Annotated in this window: 14 protein-coding genes and 2 pseudogenes; 9 read left to right on the forward strand and 7 right to left on the reverse strand. The window is 62.1% G+C overall.

Annotation, left to right across the window (positions count from 1 at the left end):
- The first annotated feature begins 43 nt into the window (after positions 1-43).
- Both NKI10_RS26530 and recJ read left to right on the forward strand, forming a co-directional pair.
- A complete protein-coding gene (locus NKI10_RS26530) occupies positions 44-1,357 on the forward strand; it encodes a homoserine dehydrogenase (RefSeq protein WP_023825674.1) in 1,314 nt (437 codons plus the stop codon).
- A 251-nt stretch (positions 1,358-1,608) separates the two neighbouring features.
- Positions 1,609-3,393: a single-stranded-DNA-specific exonuclease RecJ gene (gene recJ / locus NKI10_RS26535; protein ID WP_352862301.1), complete on the forward strand. Its 1,785-nt coding sequence runs from the start codon at positions 1,609-1,611 to the stop codon at positions 3,391-3,393.
- Between the two features lie 15 nt (positions 3,394-3,408).
- Here recJ and NKI10_RS26540 read toward each other — a convergent pair whose 3' ends face one another.
- The 3 genes from NKI10_RS26540 to folE form a co-directional block, all read right to left on the reverse strand.
- Positions 3,409-4,380: a patatin family protein gene (locus NKI10_RS26540; protein ID WP_023667624.1), complete on the reverse strand. Its 972-nt coding sequence runs from the start codon at positions 4,378-4,380 to the stop codon at positions 3,409-3,411.
- A gap of 84 nt (positions 4,381-4,464) precedes the next feature.
- Positions 4,465-4,923 carry a phosphoribosyl-AMP cyclohydrolase gene (hisI, locus tag NKI10_RS26545; protein WP_023821421.1) on the reverse strand — a complete coding sequence of 153 codons (459 nt, stop codon included), beginning with the start codon at positions 4,921-4,923 and terminating at the stop codon, positions 4,465-4,467.
- 35 nt (positions 4,924-4,958) lie between these two features.
- Positions 4,959-5,594 (reverse strand): GTP cyclohydrolase I FolE, encoded by a 636-nt coding sequence (gene folE / locus NKI10_RS26550; protein WP_023667622.1) that lies wholly within the window; start codon positions 5,592-5,594, stop codon positions 4,959-4,961.
- A gap of 240 nt (positions 5,595-5,834) precedes the next feature.
- Between folE and NKI10_RS26555 the strand changes: the two genes are divergently transcribed.
- Positions 5,835-6,281, forward strand: a complete 447-nt coding sequence (locus tag NKI10_RS26555; RefSeq protein ID WP_023821420.1) for an iron-sulfur cluster assembly scaffold protein — start codon at positions 5,835-5,837, stop codon at positions 6,279-6,281.
- Positions 6,282-6,368: 87 nt separating this feature from the next.
- Here the strand turns inward: NKI10_RS26555 and NKI10_RS26560 are convergent, their stop codons facing one another.
- Complete coding sequence (locus NKI10_RS26560) at positions 6,369-7,286, reverse strand: LysR substrate-binding domain-containing protein (RefSeq protein WP_352862302.1); 918 nt, start codon at positions 7,284-7,286, stop codon at positions 6,369-6,371.
- A 382-nt stretch (positions 7,287-7,668) separates the two neighbouring features.
- Here NKI10_RS26560 and yidD point away from each other — a divergent pair, with 382 nt between their 5' ends.
- From yidD to NKI10_RS26585, 5 genes and pseudogenes are all read left to right on the forward strand, one after another.
- Positions 7,669-8,037 (forward strand): membrane protein insertion efficiency factor YidD, encoded by a 369-nt coding sequence (yidD, locus tag NKI10_RS26565; protein WP_352787228.1) that lies wholly within the window; start codon positions 7,669-7,671, stop codon positions 8,035-8,037.
- 154 nt (positions 8,038-8,191) lie between these two features.
- Positions 8,192-9,007: a class D beta-lactamase gene (blaOXA, locus tag NKI10_RS26570; protein WP_352862303.1), complete on the forward strand. Its 816-nt coding sequence runs from the start codon at positions 8,192-8,194 to the stop codon at positions 9,005-9,007.
- A 134-nt stretch (positions 9,008-9,141) separates the two neighbouring features.
- Positions 9,142-10,905, forward strand: a complete 1,764-nt coding sequence (locus NKI10_RS26575) for a tetratricopeptide repeat protein (protein ID WP_352862304.1) — start codon at positions 9,142-9,144, stop codon at positions 10,903-10,905.
- Positions 10,906-11,126: 221 nt separating this feature from the next.
- Positions 11,127-13,100, forward strand: coding sequence for a threonine--tRNA ligase (gene thrS / locus NKI10_RS26580; protein WP_352862305.1), 1,974 nt, complete (start codon positions 11,127-11,129; stop codon positions 13,098-13,100).
- An 85-nt stretch (positions 13,101-13,185) separates the two neighbouring features.
- Positions 13,186-14,123 (forward strand): annotated as a pseudogene (locus NKI10_RS26585) (lysophospholipid acyltransferase family protein).
- A gap of 84 nt (positions 14,124-14,207) precedes the next feature.
- Here the strand turns inward: NKI10_RS26585 and NKI10_RS26590 are convergent.
- Together NKI10_RS26590 and NKI10_RS26595 are read right to left on the reverse strand one after the other, a co-directional pair.
- A complete protein-coding gene (locus NKI10_RS26590; RefSeq protein ID WP_352459103.1) occupies positions 14,208-15,098 on the reverse strand; it encodes an ankyrin repeat domain-containing protein in 891 nt (296 codons plus the stop codon).
- 156 nt (positions 15,099-15,254) lie between these two features.
- The gene (locus NKI10_RS26595; RefSeq protein ID WP_352862306.1) at positions 15,255-16,217 is read right to left on the reverse strand and encodes an RgsD C-terminal domain-containing protein; all 963 of its coding nucleotides are present in this window, start codon (positions 16,215-16,217) and stop codon (positions 15,255-15,257) included.
- 165 nt (positions 16,218-16,382) lie between these two features.
- Between NKI10_RS26595 and NKI10_RS26600 the strand changes: the two genes are divergently transcribed.
- Positions 16,383-16,967, forward strand: a complete 585-nt coding sequence (locus NKI10_RS26600) for a nitroreductase family protein (protein ID WP_352862307.1) — start codon at positions 16,383-16,385, stop codon at positions 16,965-16,967.
- Between the two features lie 93 nt (positions 16,968-17,060).
- On the opposite strand, the pseudogene NKI10_RS26605 reads toward NKI10_RS26600, so the two are convergent.
- A pseudogene (locus NKI10_RS26605) lies at positions 17,061-17,485 on the reverse strand (IS256 family transposase); the annotation flags it as partial.

Raw genomic sequence — 17,485 nt, forward strand, 5'->3', positions numbered from 1 at the left:
GCACATCTTATTCGAGCAGATTTTTTGAGGGGCGTCGCCGGGCATGGCTGAAGCGTTGCGTGTTGGAATTGCGGGTCTGGGTACGGTTGGCGCCTCGGTGGCGCGCGTGCTGCGCGACAAGGCAGCGGAACTGACGCGCCAGTGCGGACGCGATGTCATCGTCACCGCTGTTTCGGCTCGCAATGCCAAGCGCGACCGCGGCGTCGACCTCAGCGCCGCCAAATGGTTCGACGATCCGATCAAGATGGCGCAGACCGCCGATATCGACCTCTTCGTCGAACTGATCGGCGGCGACGAAGGGGCAGCGCGCGCGTCGGTCAAGGCAGCACTTGAAGCCGGACGTCATGTCGTCACCGCCAACAAGGCGCTGTTGGCCAAGCACGGCGTGGCGCTTGCCGAAATCGCCGAGAAGAAGGGCGTGCTGCTCAACTACGAGGCGGCGGTTGCCGGCGGCATCCCGGTCATCAAGACGATGCGCGAGGCGATGGCCGGCAATTCGGTCACCCGCGTCTTCGGCATCCTCAACGGCACCTGCAACTACATCCTGACCCGCATGGAGGCCGAGGGCATCTCCTTCGACGAGTGCCTGAAGGACGCGCAACGGCTGGGTTATGCAGAGGCCGATCCGACTTTCGATATCGAGGGCCATGACACGGCGCATAAATTGTCGATCCTGACCAGCCTGGCCTTCGGCACCAAGATCGCCGCCAACGACATCTACATGGAAGGCATTTCCAATATCAGCCAGGCCGATATCCGCGCTGCCGCCGATCTCGGCTACCGGATAAAACTGCTCGGTGTCGCGCAGCGCACCGACAGCGGCATCGAGCAGCGCGTGCACCCGACCATGGTGCCGACCGCGTCGGTGATCGCACAGGTGCATGGCGTCACCAATGCGGTGGCCATCGAAACCGACATTTTGGGCGAACTGCTGCTCTCCGGCCCGGGCGCCGGCGGCAACGCCACCGCGTCCGCCGTGGTCGGCGATATCGCCGACATCGCAAAGAGCCGGCCGGGCTTCCAGCACGGTCCGGTGTTCGGCCTGCCGGCCAAGGAACTGCGCCCCTACAAGAAGGCGCAGATGCGCAGCCATGCCGGCGGCTATTTCATCCGGCTGACCGTGCACGACCGCATCGGTGTCTTTGCCGCGATCGCCAAGCGCATGGCCGACAATGATATTTCGCTGGAATCGATCGTCCAGCATGCCGTCAGCGGCGAGACGGACGCGCAAAAGACGGTGATCCTGGTCACCCACGAGACCACGGAAGCAGCCGTGCGCAAGGCTGTCGACGGCATCACCAAGGACGGCCACCTCACAGACAAGCCGCAGGTTATCCGCATCGAGCGTGCGGGCTAAGCCAAGTCATTTTTCTCCTTTAACCGATTGATGCTGCTGCTGAAAAGTGGTTCAGACGCCATAAATGCTCTATCTCTTTGATTTGGAGCCGGATTGAGATTTCAGGTCGAACCCACCAATCATCATCGGGCTCGGGCGGAGGCGTGAGCCGCGAGATCAAGGCGCGTCACCAGGATGTGGAAAAGTTTTGAGACTTTCCTGTTTAGCCGTCGCATATTGCCGGAAATGACAATCTGTAGACTACGCCTCCTATGACGGGCGACAAACGCTTCTTCCTCGATGTCAGGCAGTCGGCGACCGGTGTTTCCTGGGAACACCGGTTGAGCGAGCGGCAGGACATGACTGCGCTGGCCATAGCGCAGGGCCACGGCGTGCCCGACATTGTGGCGCGCGTGCTCGCCGGGCGGGGCGTCACCGCGGACCAGGCCGAGCGCTTCCTCGATCCGACGATCCGCAATCTGTTGCCGGATCCGGCTTCGCTGACCGACATGGGCAAGGCTGCGACCCGCATCGCCGAAGCGGTCATGGCCAAGGAGAAGGTGGCAATCTTCGGCGACTACGATGTCGACGGCGCCGCCTCTTCGGCGTTGCTCAAGCGCTTCCTGACACATTTCTCGGTGCCTTCGGAGATCTACATTCCCGACCGCATCTTCGAGGGCTACGGCCCCAATCCGGAGGCTATGCGCGAACTGGTCTCGCGCGGCGCGACGCTGATCGTCACCGTCGATTGCGGCACCAACAGCGCTGTCTCCATCGATGCCGCCAAGGCCGCAGGCGCCGATGTGGTGGTGCTCGACCACCATCAGGTCGGCGGCCCGCTGCCGGAGGCGACCGCAGTCGTCAATCCCAATCGCGAGGACGACCTTTCCGGGCAAGGCCATCTGTGCGCCGCCGGTGTCGTCTTCCTCACTCTGGTGCAGACGGCGAGGGTCCTGCGCAGCCGATTGCCCGACGCAGCGCCACCGGACCTGTTGTCGTTGCTCGACCTGGCGGCGCTGGCCACGGTTTGCGATGTGGTGCCGCTCATCGGCGTGAACCGCGCTTTCGTCGTCAAGGGACTACAGATGGCGCGGCAGCAGAAGAATGAGGGGCTCGCCGCACTGGCGCGGGTGTCCCGCATCGGTGAGCCGATAAGCACCTTTCATCTCGCCTATCTGATTGGGCCGCGCATCAATGCCGGCGGCCGCATCGGCGATGCGGCACTCGGCAGCCGGCTGCTCGCCACCGACGATCCGGTTGAAGCCGGGACCATTGCCGAGACACTCGACCGGCTCAACCAGGAACGCCAGCAGATGGAGCTGGAGATGCTGGCAGCGGCGCGCGCCGAGGCTGACGCCGAACTTGCCGGCGGCAACGGGCCGGCCATCATCCTCACCGCCAGCACCAATTGGCATCCCGGCATTGTCGGCTTGATCGCCTCGCGGCTGAAAGACCATGCGCGGCGGCCGGCCTTCGCCATCGCCTTCAACGCCAATGGCATCGGCACCGGCTCTGGCCGTTCGGTGTCGGGCTTCGATCTCGGACGGCTGGTGCGCGCAGCCGCCGATGCCGGGCTGATCGTCAAGGGCGGCGGCCACGGCATGGCCGCCGGCATCACGGTGGAACGCGGCAAGCTCGGCGAACTCCGTGCTTTCTTCGAGGAGCGCGCGGCGGCCGAAGTGTTCCGGCTGCAGGACGAAGAAAGTCTGGCCGTCGACGGCGCGCTCGCCGCCGAGGGCGCGACGATTGCTTTGCTCGATGCGCTGGAAAAGGCCGGGCCTTTCGGCGCCGGCCATGTCGCGCCGGTGTTCGCGCTGCCGCGCCATCGGCTGGCCGACGCGCGGGCCGTCGGCACCAACCACATCCGGGCTGATCTGCAGTCGGAAAGCGGCGGCCGCATCCAGGGCATCGCCTTTCGATCCGTCGATACCGCGCTGGGCGAATTCCTGTTCAAGAACAGGGGCAACACGATCCATGTCGCCGGCTCGCTGTCGGGGAATTATTGGAACGGCAACCGTACGGTGCAGTTCCGCATCACCGATGCGGCCAAAGCCTGACATTGCCGAATTGGTTTAAGCGAGAACCGTCTGCAGCCGCTTCAACTCGCTGATCTGCGCCATCGTCGCCTGGTAACCGACGCTGATCGCCTCATCCGCGCGGTGGAATTCGGTCAAGCCGATATGGCTGAGTTTCGGTTGCAGCGACATGTCGGGCGGATCGCCCGCCAGCCTTGCGCGTGAAATCCGGTCCTGGATGATGTTGAAGGCTTCGACCATGACGCCGGTGATGCCGAGACGGCTCTGGTGCGGCTGGTGGTCGGGGCTGGCCTGGCCTGGCCGGGGCGCGTCCTTCTCGATGAGCAGTTCGCCGGCGCTGTGCTTGATGACGGCGGCGCGGCCGAACAGATCGTAGTGAAGGTTGACCGCGACGACCAGCGGCTGCTCGTAGGCGCGGCAGACCGAAACCGGAACCGGGTTGACCAGCGCGCCGTCGACCAGAATGCGGCCGTTGCAATTCACCGGTTCGAACACGCCGGGCAGCGCATAGGAAGCCCGCATCGCGGTGATCAGCGAACCGCTGGACAGCCAGATCTCATGGCCGGTGCGAATTTCGGCGCCAACGGCGACGAAGGGTTTCGTCAGATCCTCGAAGCGGATGCCTGCCATGTGCTCGCGCAGCCTGACGTCCAGTTTCATGCCGCCGAACAGGCCGCTGCCGCGCAGATTGAGATCGAGCAGGCCGAAGATGCGCCGCTTGGTCAGGCTGCGGGCGAACTCCTCGAGTTCGTCCAGCTTGCCGGCGAGATAGCAGCCGCCAACCAGCGCGCCGATCGAGGTGCCGGCGATCATTGAGACTTCGATGCCGGCTTCGTCGAGCGCGCGCAGCACGCCAATGTGCGCCCAGCCGCGTGCGCAGCCGCCGCCCAGCGCGAGCGAAATGCCTGTCTTGCCCGCGGGTTGCGGGTCAGGCACGCCGCCGGACGATGAGGGGCCATTGGCCTCCCGCACGTCCGGTCTGCTACGCAATGACGCCCACTCGAGCATCATGATCTCCCTTGTCCCGCGTCCGTTCTACAGGAAGGACGTTTGAGAATAGTGAATATGAGTGGTTTGCGACTGTTGAATGGTTCACGCGGGCTTCCGATACGTTTTTTCCGCATCGAACAGCGGCGTGCTGCCATCGTCGGCAAGCGTTGCCTTGCCGCCGATTAGCCCCACCGTCCGATAAAAACATGAACGCCGGCCGGTGTGACAAGTTGCGTCGTGGCCCAACACTTTGACGCGCAACCATATGGCGTCCTGGTCACAATCCGTGAGCATCTCGACGACGGTCTGAAAATTGCCTGATGTTTCGCCCTTCTTCCACAGCGCCTTGCGCGAGCGCGACCAGTAGTGCGCGATGCCGGTTTCGAGCGTCAGCGCCAGCGCCTCGGCATTCATATGCGCGACCATCAGCAGCATACCGTCAGCGGCGTCGGTGACGACGACGGTGACCAGCCCGGCAGCATCGAAGCGCGGGGAAAACACCGCGCCTTCTTCGAGAGCCTTCTTGTCCGATGGAGCCTTGGGAAATGTTAGTGCCGACATCGCCGGTCCTTGATCTAGCGATGCCGGCGAGGGGCTTACGCCCCGAGGCCGCGCACCATGGTGACGAAACGGACCTGTTCCTCGGGCGTGTCCTTGAACACGCCGGTGAAGGTCGAGGTCAGCGTGGTGGAGCCCTGCTTGCGGATGCCGCGCATGGCCATGCACATATGCTCGGCCTCGATCATGACGGCGACACCGCGCGGATTGAGCACGTCCTGGATGACGCCGGCGATCTGTGCGGTCATGGCCTCCTGAGTCTGCAGGCGATGGGCGAAGATATCGACCACACGGGCAATCTTGGACAGGCCGACGACCTTGCCATCCGGGAGGTAGCCGACATGCGCCTTGCCGATGATCGGCACCATGTGGTGCTCGCAATGCGAGTGGAACTGGATGTCCCTGACGATGACGAGATCGTCATAGCCGGCGACTTCCTCGAAGGTGCGGCCGAGCTCTTCGGCCGGGCACATGTCATAGCCGTTGAACATTTCGAGAAAGGCCTTGGTGACGCGCTTGGGCGTGTCGATCAGGCCCTCGCGGTCCGGATTGTCGCCGGTCCAGCGCAACAGCGTGCGCACGGCGGCCTCGACCTCGGCTTCGCTCGGCCTGTCGGTGACCGGCTTGTCCAGATAGTCGGAAGGGGGCATTATTTTCTTGATGACGGCATCCATAAAGGCGTCTCCCGTAGTTCCTCTCTCAGGAGGAACGAGTTGAACGGACCACGACCTTTCGGGTGCTGAAAACTCGCCCGGTTCCCAGCCCGCAAGCGGCGTGAACGAATGGGCAAGGACGATGGCTTTGCGTTGCCTTGTCGATACCCGACTGCCACCATTATATATGGTCGTACGCAGCGAATGAAAGACGCTACAACGGCAAACGCTGTTCGCTTGGCGGCGACGGATTGGAAAAATATGATTGACGACGTCTACAATGCGAAAATTCTGGGTTTTGCCGGAAACATCGCACGCATCGGCCGGCTCGATCATCCGGATGCGACGGCCAAGGCCCATTCCAAATTGTGCGGCTCGACGGTGACCATCGACCTCAAGATGGACAATGGCGTCGTCACCGATTTCGCGCATGACGTGAAGGCCTGCGCCCTCGGCCAGGCCTCGTCCTCGATCATGGCTCAACATGTCATCGGCGCCAGCGCCGACGAATTGCGGGCGGTGCGCGACACCATGCTGAAGATGCTCAAGGAAAACGGCGCGCCGCCGCAAGGCCGCTTTGCCGATCTGAGATATCTGGAGCCGGTGCGCGACTACAAGGCGCGCCATGCCTCGACCATGCTGACCTTCGATGCGGTCGTCGATGCCATCGGTCAGATCGAGAAGAAACGCGCCGAACAAGCGGCGTGATGTTGGTACATGACGGCTCCTCCAACAGCCGGTGAATTGTCAAAATCGGGCGCTGAACACGTCGAGGAGCTTCTCACGTAACCGGGCTCATGCCTTGGTTTGCTGCGCCCGTCTGCTTTCGGCAAATTCGCTTCTCACCCAGTCGGCGAAGGCCTTGGCCGGCTCCGCCAGGTCCTTCAAACTCCTGGCGACCAGCCAGTAGGCGCCGGATGCGACGTCGATGTCGAACGGCTTGATCAGCGCGCCGGAGGCAATCTCCTCGCCGATCTGCAATAGGTCGCCCAGCGCCACGCCGTGGCCGAGCAGGGCCGCCTGCTTCGACAGCGACACATCCGCCAGCATCGGGCCGCGCGCCGGAATGGTGTCGGCTGCCACGCCGGCTGCCTCGAACCAGCGCGCCCAGCCTTGACGATTCTCCTCGTGCAACAGCGTGTAGCGGGCAAGGTCGAGCGGCTTTTCGAGGGCAGGGCCCGATGCCAGCAAGGTGGGCGACAGGACCGGTGAATCGACGGTCGAGGCGAGCCATTCGGCCTCGCTGCGCGGCCATGAGGTGGCGCGCGCGCTGAAGCGCAAGGCGAGTTCGGGCTGATCGCTGCGGAACTCGATCGGCCTTGGGTCGACTTCGAGGGAAACGTCGATATCGGGCCGCAACTGGCTGAAGCGGTTGAGCCGCGGCAACAGCCACACCGAGGCCAGCGACGGCTCGACGCTGACGCGGACCACCGACTGCGCCGGGGCAGCCACCAGGTCCGAAACCAGCCTGTCGATGTCATCGAAACTCCTGACCAGCTGATCGAGCAGGCGCTGGCCGGCCTCGGTCAACTCGACGCGACGGTGATGACGGTGGAACAAGGGTTGGTGCAGGAACTGCTCGAGTTCGCGGATCTGCCGGCTGATGGCGGCCTGGGAGACGAACAGCTCCTCGGCGGCCCGGCTAAAGCTCAATTGCCGGCCGGCTGCCTCGAAACTTCGAAACGCCGTCAGGGGCAACCGTCCGCGCTTCATTTCGCATAACCCGAAGTTATCCGAACCGGAAATTATACTCGTTTGGAAGCGAAGGCCAGCGGGCATCTAATCCGCCTCAAAGGAGATGCGGCCATGATCCAGTTACTGGAAATCTTTTGCGATGTGATGCGGATCGCGACGTTTCAGTGGCATGGCCACAAGCGGCATCATACCTCGTGCATTGAAGAAGGGCCGGCGAGCCCCGGTCGCTGGTCGACGTCGGGTGACCGGCATCCGTTTCGCCGCTCGAGACCCTGAAGCCGACATAGAGGCGAGTGCGTGAATGGGATTGCGTTTGCCGGCCGAAGCTCACATCTATCGGTTTGGAAACGCAAGCTGACCCGGAAGCCGGTTTCGGGGTCGCGTTCGGAAAGAGACTGCGGTGGGCGACCAGCATCGGCATGTGCATGCCGCCGGACGGATCCAGCGCGGGCGCAACTGGCCCGGTCCCTGGCGCAAAACACCCAGCCGCGTTTTCGGCACGTCGCTGGTGCGCCTCTATCAACTGACATTGTCCGGTTTTGTCGGCAATTCCTGCCGGCATCTGCCGACCTGTTCCGAATACGCGCATGAGGCGATCGCCCGCCATGGCCTGTGGGCCGGCAGCTGGATGGGGCTTTTTCGCGTGCTGCGCTGCGGGCCGTTCGGAACGCACGGCATCGACCGCGTGCCGGAGGTGCTCGCCCCGCGCTACGTCTGGTTCACGCCATGGCGTTATTGGCAGATCGGCAGGAAGCGCGGCGAGGCCTGACGGCGGGTGCGCTGGTCCCTGATCCAGATCGCCAGCGCGGCATTTCTTTACAATCCGAAGGTTAACAACGACCTGCACAAAGACTGCGCATTTGAGTCAAAATCGGGCCAAGACACTTCGCTAAGCGCCTCCTGTCATTCCCAGGAGAGCCCACATGCGTCGGATCGAAACCCATCCCTTCATCATTGCCGCGGTCCTCTTCCTGCTGGCCTGGTTTCTGGGATTTCCGATGCGGGCGCAATCGGCGCCGCTTGGCGATTTCGCCTGCACGCTTATCCAGGACGCGGCGAGCGGCGAGACGCTCTATCAAAGCGGCGTCTGCGACCAACGCGTCAGCCCGGCGTCGACCTTCAAGGTGCCGCTGGCGCTGATCGGCTACGACAGCGGTGTCCTCAGCGACGCGCATACACCGAGCTGGGATTACAAGCCTGAGTTCAACGCCGTGAAGCGCGACCACAAGGCCGTCGACCCGACGATCTGGGAGCGCGACTCGATCGTATGGTATTCGCGCGAGATCGTGCGCCGGCTCGGCGCAAAAAGCTTTGCCCTCTACGTCTCGAAATTCGGCTACGGCAACATGGATGTCTCGGGCGATGCCGACAAGGACAACGGGCTCACGCAGTCCTGGATAAATTCCTCGCTTGAGATATCGCCGGTCGAACAGACAGCCTTCCTGCGCCGGCTGCTCGCCGGCAAGATGCCGGTTTCTGCCAAGGCACATGAGATGACCCGAGCCATCCTGCCGAGTTTCCAGGCCGACGGCTGGACGGTGCAGGGCAAGACCGGCAGCACCAGGCTGGGAAACAGCAAGGACAAGCGCGCGCTGGGCTGGTTCGTCGGCTGGGCCGAAAAGGGCGGCCGGCGGATCGTCTTCGCCCGGCTGGTCGTCGACACCAAGCCGATCGACATGCCGAAAGGCCCGGCGACACGCGCGGCGTTCCTGAAGGATTTGCCGCAACTGGTGAAGTGAGTTGCCGCGACAAATCCCGGCGGCTGTGCCAATGACCGCTGCGGAAATGTATCAGTCGACGTTCCGGCTCGTGGACTCTGTCGGCCGTCGCCCTTACAATCCCGGTCCTGTTGCTCTTGAAACCAATGCACCACATGACCGAAGGACGCGTCCAACGCCGTCTTGCCGCAATTCTGGCCGCTGACGTGGTGGGGTATACGCGCCTGATGGGCAGCGACGAGGCCGGCACACTTGCCGATCTGAAGGAGATACGGGCCCACCTTATCGACCCAAATATGGCCGAGCACCAAGGTCGCATCTTCAAAACGACTGGCGACGGCATCCTCGCCGAGTTTCCAAGTGTCGTGAACGCCGTGGCTTGTGCCGTTGCTATGCAGCGTGCCATGTCGGGTCGCAGCGCAAAACTGTCCGAGGACCGAAGAATACAATTCCGCGTTGGGATCAACCTCGGTGACGTAATCGTCGAGGATGACGATCTGTTGGGTGACGGCGTGAACGTGGCGACAAGGCTCGAAGGCATCGCTCCTGTTGGAGGTGTTATGGTTTCGGGCACGGTGCGAGATCACCTCGGAAACCGGCTTGAACTGCAATTCGACGACATTGGTGAGCAGATACTTAAAAATATTCAACGCCCCGTGCGAGCTTATGCGGTGCGCCTCGACGGTCCCGAAGCGGCCCCCACTTCGCCGGCGTCGCTTGCTGATAAGCCATCCATCGCTTTGCTGCCGTTCGTCAATATGAGCGACGACCGTCAGCAGGACTACTTTGCGGATGGGATCACAGAGAACGTCATCACCGGATTGTCTCGGTTTCGCGATCTTTCCGTCATCGCCAGTAATTCGACGTTTGCTTACAAGGGCAAAGCCACGAAGATACAGGATGCCAGCCGAGAGCTGGGTGCCCGCTATATCTTGGAGGGCAGTGTACAGAGGTCAAAGGACCGGGTCCGGATTACCGCCCAGCTCATTGACGGCAAGACTGGGCGGCACCTTTGGGCAGAGCGCTACGACCGAGGCATCGAGGACATCTTTGCCGTGCAGGACGATGTCACTGAAAGAATAATCGGCAGTTTAGCCACAGCGTACGGAGGCCGACTGTTAAAGGCGTGGCAAGAGCGCCCGGAAGTCGCGGGGACGCGGAATTTTGAGGCGCTGGACTATTTCGTGCGCGGCATGGAGTCTCTCAACCGCTACACAAAACAAGACAACTTGCGTGCTCGGGAACTCTTTGAGAAGGCAGGCGAACTCGATCCGAAGTTCGGAAAGGCGTTTGCCAAGCTCGCTTGGACGCACATGATCGACGCAAGCGACGGTTGGAGCGCGAATCCCGAGGCTTCACTGGCATGTGGCCTGAAATACGCCAATTTGGCGATCGAACGGGACGACGCCGAGGCATGGGGGCACTATGCGCTCGCAGGGCACTGCCTATTTTGCGGACAATACGAACGCGCTATCGTTGAGTATCAACGCGCCCTTGAGCTTAATCCAAATGACGCCGACGTGCTGTTGGATTACGGTTCCTGCCTAAGCTATTGTGGGAGGGCACAGGAAGGCCTTGAGACGGCGCAAAAAGCCATGCGTCTCAACCCTCACTACCCCGAGTGGTACATCCTACAGATTGGCCAGATTTACTACGACGTTCGCAGATATCGTGAAGCGATCGCGGCGTTGGAAGGTCTACGAACCCTCGACACCGTATACCAACACTTATACCTGGCAGCGAGCTACGCGGCTTTAGGGAGCGAAGACGAAGCGCAGCAGGTCATCGAGCACATTTTGCAGCTGGAGCCGCGAGCCACAATCACGATGAGAACGACCTCGGACATGGCGCCATACAAGAACTCAGGTGACTTGGAACATCTTCGCGAGAACTTGCGCAAGGCAGGCCTGCGCGAGTGAGTGAAAGCTCGCGCTAGCCTTGAACGGCTGCAAAGTGGCGGTCCTTGGTCGTTCCGATCGGGGAGGCCAATGGCAACGTTCCAACTGGAATTCAAACTGACACACTACCAGCGCTCTTTACCTCACACCGTGCTGCCTCTAAAACCCGCCCGCTGCCGGATGCCTGCGGCTTCACACCACGACCACCCGCGCTCGTTTGCGGGACTGGATAGGAGATACAAATGCTGAATTCCGTTTCCCTGACATTTCCCGATGGCTCCGTTCGCGACTATGACGCGGCGATGACCGGTGCAGGCCTCTCCGAATCGATCTCGAAGTCGCTGGCCAAGAAAGCCGTCGCCTATGCCATCGACGGCACCGTTCGCGATCTTTCCGACCCGCTTGGCAAGTCCGGCAAGGTCGAGATCATCACCCGCACCGATCCGCGCGCGCTGGAGCTCATCCGTCATGATGCAGCACACGTGCTGGCGGAGGCCGTGCAGGAACTGTGGCCGGGAACGCAAGTGACCATCGGGCCGGTAATCGAGAACGGATTCTATTACGACTTCGCCCGCAACGAGCCGTTCACGCCTGACGATTTCCCGGTGATCGAAAAGAAGATGCGCGAGATCATTGCGCGCAACAAGCCGTTCACCAAGGAAGTCTGGTCGCGCGACAAGGCGAAAAAGGTCTTTGCCGAGAAGGGCGAGCGCTACAAGCTCGAGCTGATTGACACCATTCCCGAAGACCAGGATCTCAAGATCTATTCCCAGGGCGAATGGTTCGACCTCTGCCGCGGCCCGCACATGGCCTCGACCGGCCAGATCGGCAACGCCTTCAAGCTGATGAAGGTGGCCGGCGCCTATTGGCGCGGCGATTCGAACAACCCGATGCTGACCCGCATCTACGGCACGGCATGGGCCGAGCAGGCTGAACTCGATGCCTACCAGACGATGCTGGAAGAGGCCGAGAAGCGCGACCACCGCAAGCTCGGCCGCGAGATGGACCTGTTCCATTTCCAGGAAGAGGGGCCGGGCGTCGTCTTCTGGCACGCCAAGGGCTGGAAGATGTTCCAGAATCTGGTCAACTACATGCGCCGCCGCCTCGACGAGCAAGGCTACCAGGAGGTCAACGCACCGCAGGTTCTCGACAAGAGCCTGTGGGAGACGTCGGGCCACTGGGGTTGGTATCGCGATGCCATGTTCAAGGTGACGGTGGCCGGCGACGACACCGACGACGACCGCGTGTTCGCGCTAAAGCCGATGAATTGTCCGGGCCACGTGCAGATATTCAAGCATGGGTTGAAATCCTATCGCGATCTTCCCGTAAAGATTGCGGAATTCGGCAATGTGCATCGTTACGAACCGTCCGGCGCCTTGCACGGGCTGATGCGCGTGCGCGGCTTCACGCAGGACGATGCGCACATCTTCTGCACCGAGGAGCAGCTGGCCGCGGAATGCCTGCGCATCAACGATCTAATCCTGTCGACGTACGCCGATTTCGGCTTCGACGATGTCAGCGTGAAGCTGTCGACGCGGCCGGATAAGCGCGTCGGCACCGACGAGGCCTGGGATCATGCCGAGGCGATCATGGGCAACGTGCTGGATACAATCAGGACGCGCTCGGGAAACCGCATCAAGACCTCGATCAATCCGGGCGAGGGCGCTTTCTACGGGCCGAAATTCGAATATGTGCTGAAGGACGCCATCGGCCGCGAATGGCAGTGCGGCACCACGCAGGTCGACTTCAATCTGCCGGAACGCTTTGGCGCCTTCTACATCGGTTCGGATTCGGAAAAGAAGCAGCCGGTGATGGTGCATCGCGCCATCTGCGGTTCGATGGAACGCTTTCTCGGCATCCTGATCGAGCATTATTCCGGTCATTTCCCGCTGTGGTTCGCGCCGCTGCAGGTGGTTGTGGCGACGATCACCTCGGATGCTGACGACTATGCGCGAAAGGTCGTCGCACAGTTGAAGGCGGCAGGACTTTTGGCCGAACCGGATCTGCGCAACGAGAAGATCAACTACAAGGTGCGTGAGCATTCGCTGGCCAAGGTTCCTGTGATCCTCGTATGCGGCAAGCGCGAGGCGGAAGAGGAGACGGTCAACATCCGCCGGCTCGGCTCGCGCGATCAGGAATCGCTCAAGCTGGCCGACGCGCTGAAGCTGCTTTCCGACGAGGCTGTTTCGCCCGACCGCAGGCGCAGCGCGGCCTGAGCAATCAATATTTCGGAGAAATGGCGGTGGAGCGATCCACCGCCATTTTCACATGCCTGTCACGCCAACCTTGTAACGAGCCCCCATGCTCAAGCTGAAGATACGGGAAAGGCCGTTTCCCGAACTCTCCTACGCCAATGCGAGCCAGCCGGCGCTGACGCGCTGGTTCATCCATTCCATTGAAGGTCTGTCGGGGCGCGACCGGTATGCCGGCTCTATGATTTCTGGCGCCGCCAGGTGGCGCCGACCGGCGAGCGGGTGTTCAGCCGCATGCTGCAGCTGATCGACGTCAAGGTCCGCAGCACCGATCAGTGGCCGCCGGCAAAGCTGCCGGACACACCGCTGGTGATCGTAGCCAACCACCCGTTCGGCATTAGCGACGGCATTGCAGTGCTGTCGCTGGTCGAGCAGCTCGGGCGTCCGTTCCGCGTCATGATCCACAAGGATCTGCTGAAGGTCCGCGAAATGGAACCGTACTCGCTGCCGATCGACTTTTCCGAGACCAAGGACGCGGTGAAGAACAACATGGCGGTGCGCCACGAGGCAGTGCGGCTGTTGAAAGAGGGCGTCACCATAGTGGTATTTCCGGCCGGCGGCGTCGCCACCGCGCCGAGAGGCTTTGGCCGGGCGCGCGACCTGCCGTGGAAGATGTTTCCGGCGCGCCTCGTGCAGGACGCCAAGGCGTCGGTGGTGCCGATGCATTTTTCCGGGCAGAACGGCCGGCTGTTCCATCTGGTCAGCGGCCCGATGAACATGGGGGAGCGCGAAGGAAGGCTGGCGAAATTCGTCGGCAAGGCGTCGCTGACGTTGCGCCTTTCAATGCTCATCCGCGAATTCGCGCGGCTGTCCGGCAAAGCGATCGACGTTCGCGTCGGCAACGTACTGCGCTGGGATGAGCTGGAGCCGCTGCGCGACCGCAAGACCTTGCTTGATCGCCTTCATCGCGGCGTCTTCGATCTGGCGCCCGACGCACCGCGCAGCCGCGTCCACTTCCTGCCGCGCCGTATGCGCAAGGCAGCCTGAGAGACGCTAACTAGGGCGTGTACTCATAAACGACGTTCAGTCGGTCAACTTTTCGACAACCTCGGCCTTTTTGCTCAATAGCTCCTAGGGCAGTGGGAGCGGTTTGTCGCTGAGTGTACGCAAGTAGGCGATCAGGTTGACCCGTTCGGTCTCGTCCGGGACGCCAGGCACCTCCATGTAAACACCCGGCGTGGTGAGCATGGGCTCAAGCAGATATGTGTTCAGGTCCTCGTACGTCCATACACCCTCTAAGGCCAGCAAGGTGTCGGAGTAACGCATATTTGCCATGGATGCCTTGTCGCGGCCGACGACGCCCCATAAGTTCGGTCCCGTTTTGATCCCTCCCTGTGGCTCGGCATTGTGGCAACCGTGGCACACGTGTGTGAAGTAGGTTCGGCCTTTCTCGACATCGGCAGCAGCCAACTTCATCGAGATCGGAGCTGGCGTTGGCAACACGACGCCGTGCGACATGAGATAGTCAGCAACTTCGCGTTGCCCCTTGAATTTTGCCAGATGGAGCGGTGTCTTGCCGTCCTTTGTCTTCGCATTCACGTCCGCGCCGGCCTCAACCAGTGCTTTCACGCAATCGAGGCAACCGAGATTGACCGCGATGTGGATAGCGTTTTCGCGGCTGCGCTTCGAATTTGGATTTGCGCCCCCGTCCAGCAACAGATTGATCAAATCGGTCCTGCGTTTTGCCAAAGCCAGAATAAGGGCAGGACCCAAACGCGGGTCCGGGACGGCGTTGACGTCGGCACCGCGTTCAATGAGCAGTTTTGCCGCTGCAAAATGACCGCCTTTGACCGCAAGATAGAGTGGTGTCGTGCGCCCGTCGCTCTCATCGACGCCGGCACCAGCGTCGAGCGCTGCCGTGATCGCCGCGACATCGCCCTTCATGGCGGCGTCGTGAATGCCGGCGGCATGCGATACAATCGGTGCAAGCAGTAGTGGAATGAAAAGCAAGGACATGCGCATTTGGCATCTCCCAAGGCAAACTGCGGTACGGGTCATGCTTTCAAGGCCGCAAAAACATACCACGAATGCCGGATCGTGGCCACTCCAACCGGTGCCTAGAAACGAATCGCAAGGTCGATCCGACCGGCTGTGGCTTCGGGCTTATGAGTCCACAACCTAGTCGGCGCCTTCCTCGGGATCGATGGCCGACGCCTCGGTGGCCAGCACCTCGATCTCCTGGTTCTGTCCGGCAACGACGGTGAAATCCTTCTGGTAGATGCGGTCGCGGTTCTTGGCGATGATGGTGTATTGGCCTTCGGCCAGCACCATCGAGGCGAAGGCGCCGACGGCCTCCTTGATCGGATCGCCGGATTCGTTGAGCAGCGACCAGGATGTATCGGCGATGGCCTCGCCGCCGGTCTCGCGCACCAGCTTCATGGTCTCCTCCGCCGCGCGATGCTCGACGGTGGCTTCGGTCAGCTTGCCGGCCTCGACGCGGATGTCGGAGCGAATGACGGCATTGACCGCGCCATAGGTGGAGACGACATGATAAACGCCGGCGTTGAGCCGCACGACGCTGTTCGGCTCGACATCGGGAATGATCAAAGCGCGGTCGCCATTGGCCTCGGCGGTGCCCTCATAAATGGAGAAGCGCAGTTTTTTCGGCGGAATACGCACGCCGCCCGACAGCACCGCGTCGAGCTTGAGGCCGCCGGCATCGAGCACCAGGCTTTCGCGCCTGGCGTCCTTACCGACGGTGATGCGCTTGGTGGCGCCGGCGCGTCCGTATGCGGCGTGGACCAGATAGCTGCCGGGTTCGAGCTGGAACACGGCGCTGCCGCCATGCGCGGAAGCCACCATCGGCAGCTTGCCGTCGCCGGCGGCCTCGGGCTTGAAGACGCGCCAGACGATGCCGCGCGTGATGTCGGCGCCCTTGTCGGTCAACTGCGCGGACAGCGTTATGGCGCCGCCGCCACTGAGCGCCAGCGGCGTCTCGCCCTTGGGCGGTGCATAGCTCGAAATATCGGGGAGTTTCAGATTGCCGATGCCGTCGGCATTCTGCGCCATGGCCATCGAGGCCGGCGCAATCAGCGCTACGGCGAGCCAAATCAGGAAAAGGCGCGATGTCCCCTCAAACATGCCTTGCGTTGAAGCCCAAGGCGGTGGCAATTTCAAGGCTTAAGAGTCCGACCGCCTTGGCAACAGGTTCTTTCGTCCGGCGCGCCCGCGCCAATGCCCGAGCCGCCCCGATCCGCAATGGCGCGCTTCAGCTCAGAATCGAGTGCTTTAGGAGACCTGGCCCCCATGGCGTCGCCGATCATCGACTTCCTGCTGACCCGAAACTCCGCACCGATTCCTGAATTGAAGGAACCGGCGCCCAGCGATGCCGATATCGCGATCATGATCGCGGCTGCAAGCCGTGTGCCCGATCACGGCCGACTGGAGCCGTGGCGCTTCATCCTCTATCGCGGCGAGGCGCGATTCGAGATCGGCAGGAAGCTGGCGGCGCTCGCCGAACAGTGCGAAGGGCCGCTGCCGGAAAACCGCCGCAATCAGGAACTGGCGCGGTTTTCCCGCGCGCCGCTGGTGATCGGCGTGGTGTCGGTTCCGAAGGACAATCCAAAAATCCCGCAATGGGAAATGTTCCTGTCCGGCGGCATGGCGGCGATGAACCTGATGATCGCAGCCAATGCGCTGGGCTACGGCACCAACATGATCAGCAACTGGTATTCCGACGTGGCGGAGGGCCGGGCGCTGCTGGGACTGGCGCCACAGGAACGTGTTGTTGGGTTTATCCATATTGGCTCCTATCAGGGACCGGCGCCGGAACGGCCGCGGCCAGATCCGGCAAAGCTCTATGCCGATTATGCGGGGCCGTGGAACGACTGACACCCGAAAGCGATTCCCCTTTATTTAAACACAGGCTAAGACAGCGGCTTCGGCGATGCGTTGGGGTCGGCGCATCGACCATGGGGATTTTTTTTTGAGGCCGACGAGGAAGTCCCTCCAGGCCGAGCGGCTCTCGCGATTGGGCATCTCCACGGCCAGGATCTGGCGCCTTCCGTCCCAGTCGATACCGACCGCGATCAGCACCGCCTGGCTCATGACAACACCGGCTTCACGCACCTTCTCGTAGCGCGCATCGAGGATGAGGTAAGGAAACGGCTCTTGAAGGGGGCGCCTGGCAAAGGCAGCGAGGCTCTCGTCCAGCCGCTTGTTGATGGCCGAGATCGACGAGGCCGAGAAGGCATGGCCGCACAGTTCTTCCGTGATCGCCTTCACCTTGCGGGTCGACACGCCCTGGACATACATCTCCGCCAGTGTCGCCACCAAGGCCCGCTCGGAACGCTGGTAGCGCTCGAACAGCTCGGTGGAGAAGCGCCCGGCCCGGTCCTGCGGAACCCGCA

It is taken from the genome of Mesorhizobium sp. M0802, assembly GCF_040320115.1.
GTDB lineage: Bacteria > Pseudomonadota > Alphaproteobacteria > Rhizobiales > Rhizobiaceae > Mesorhizobium.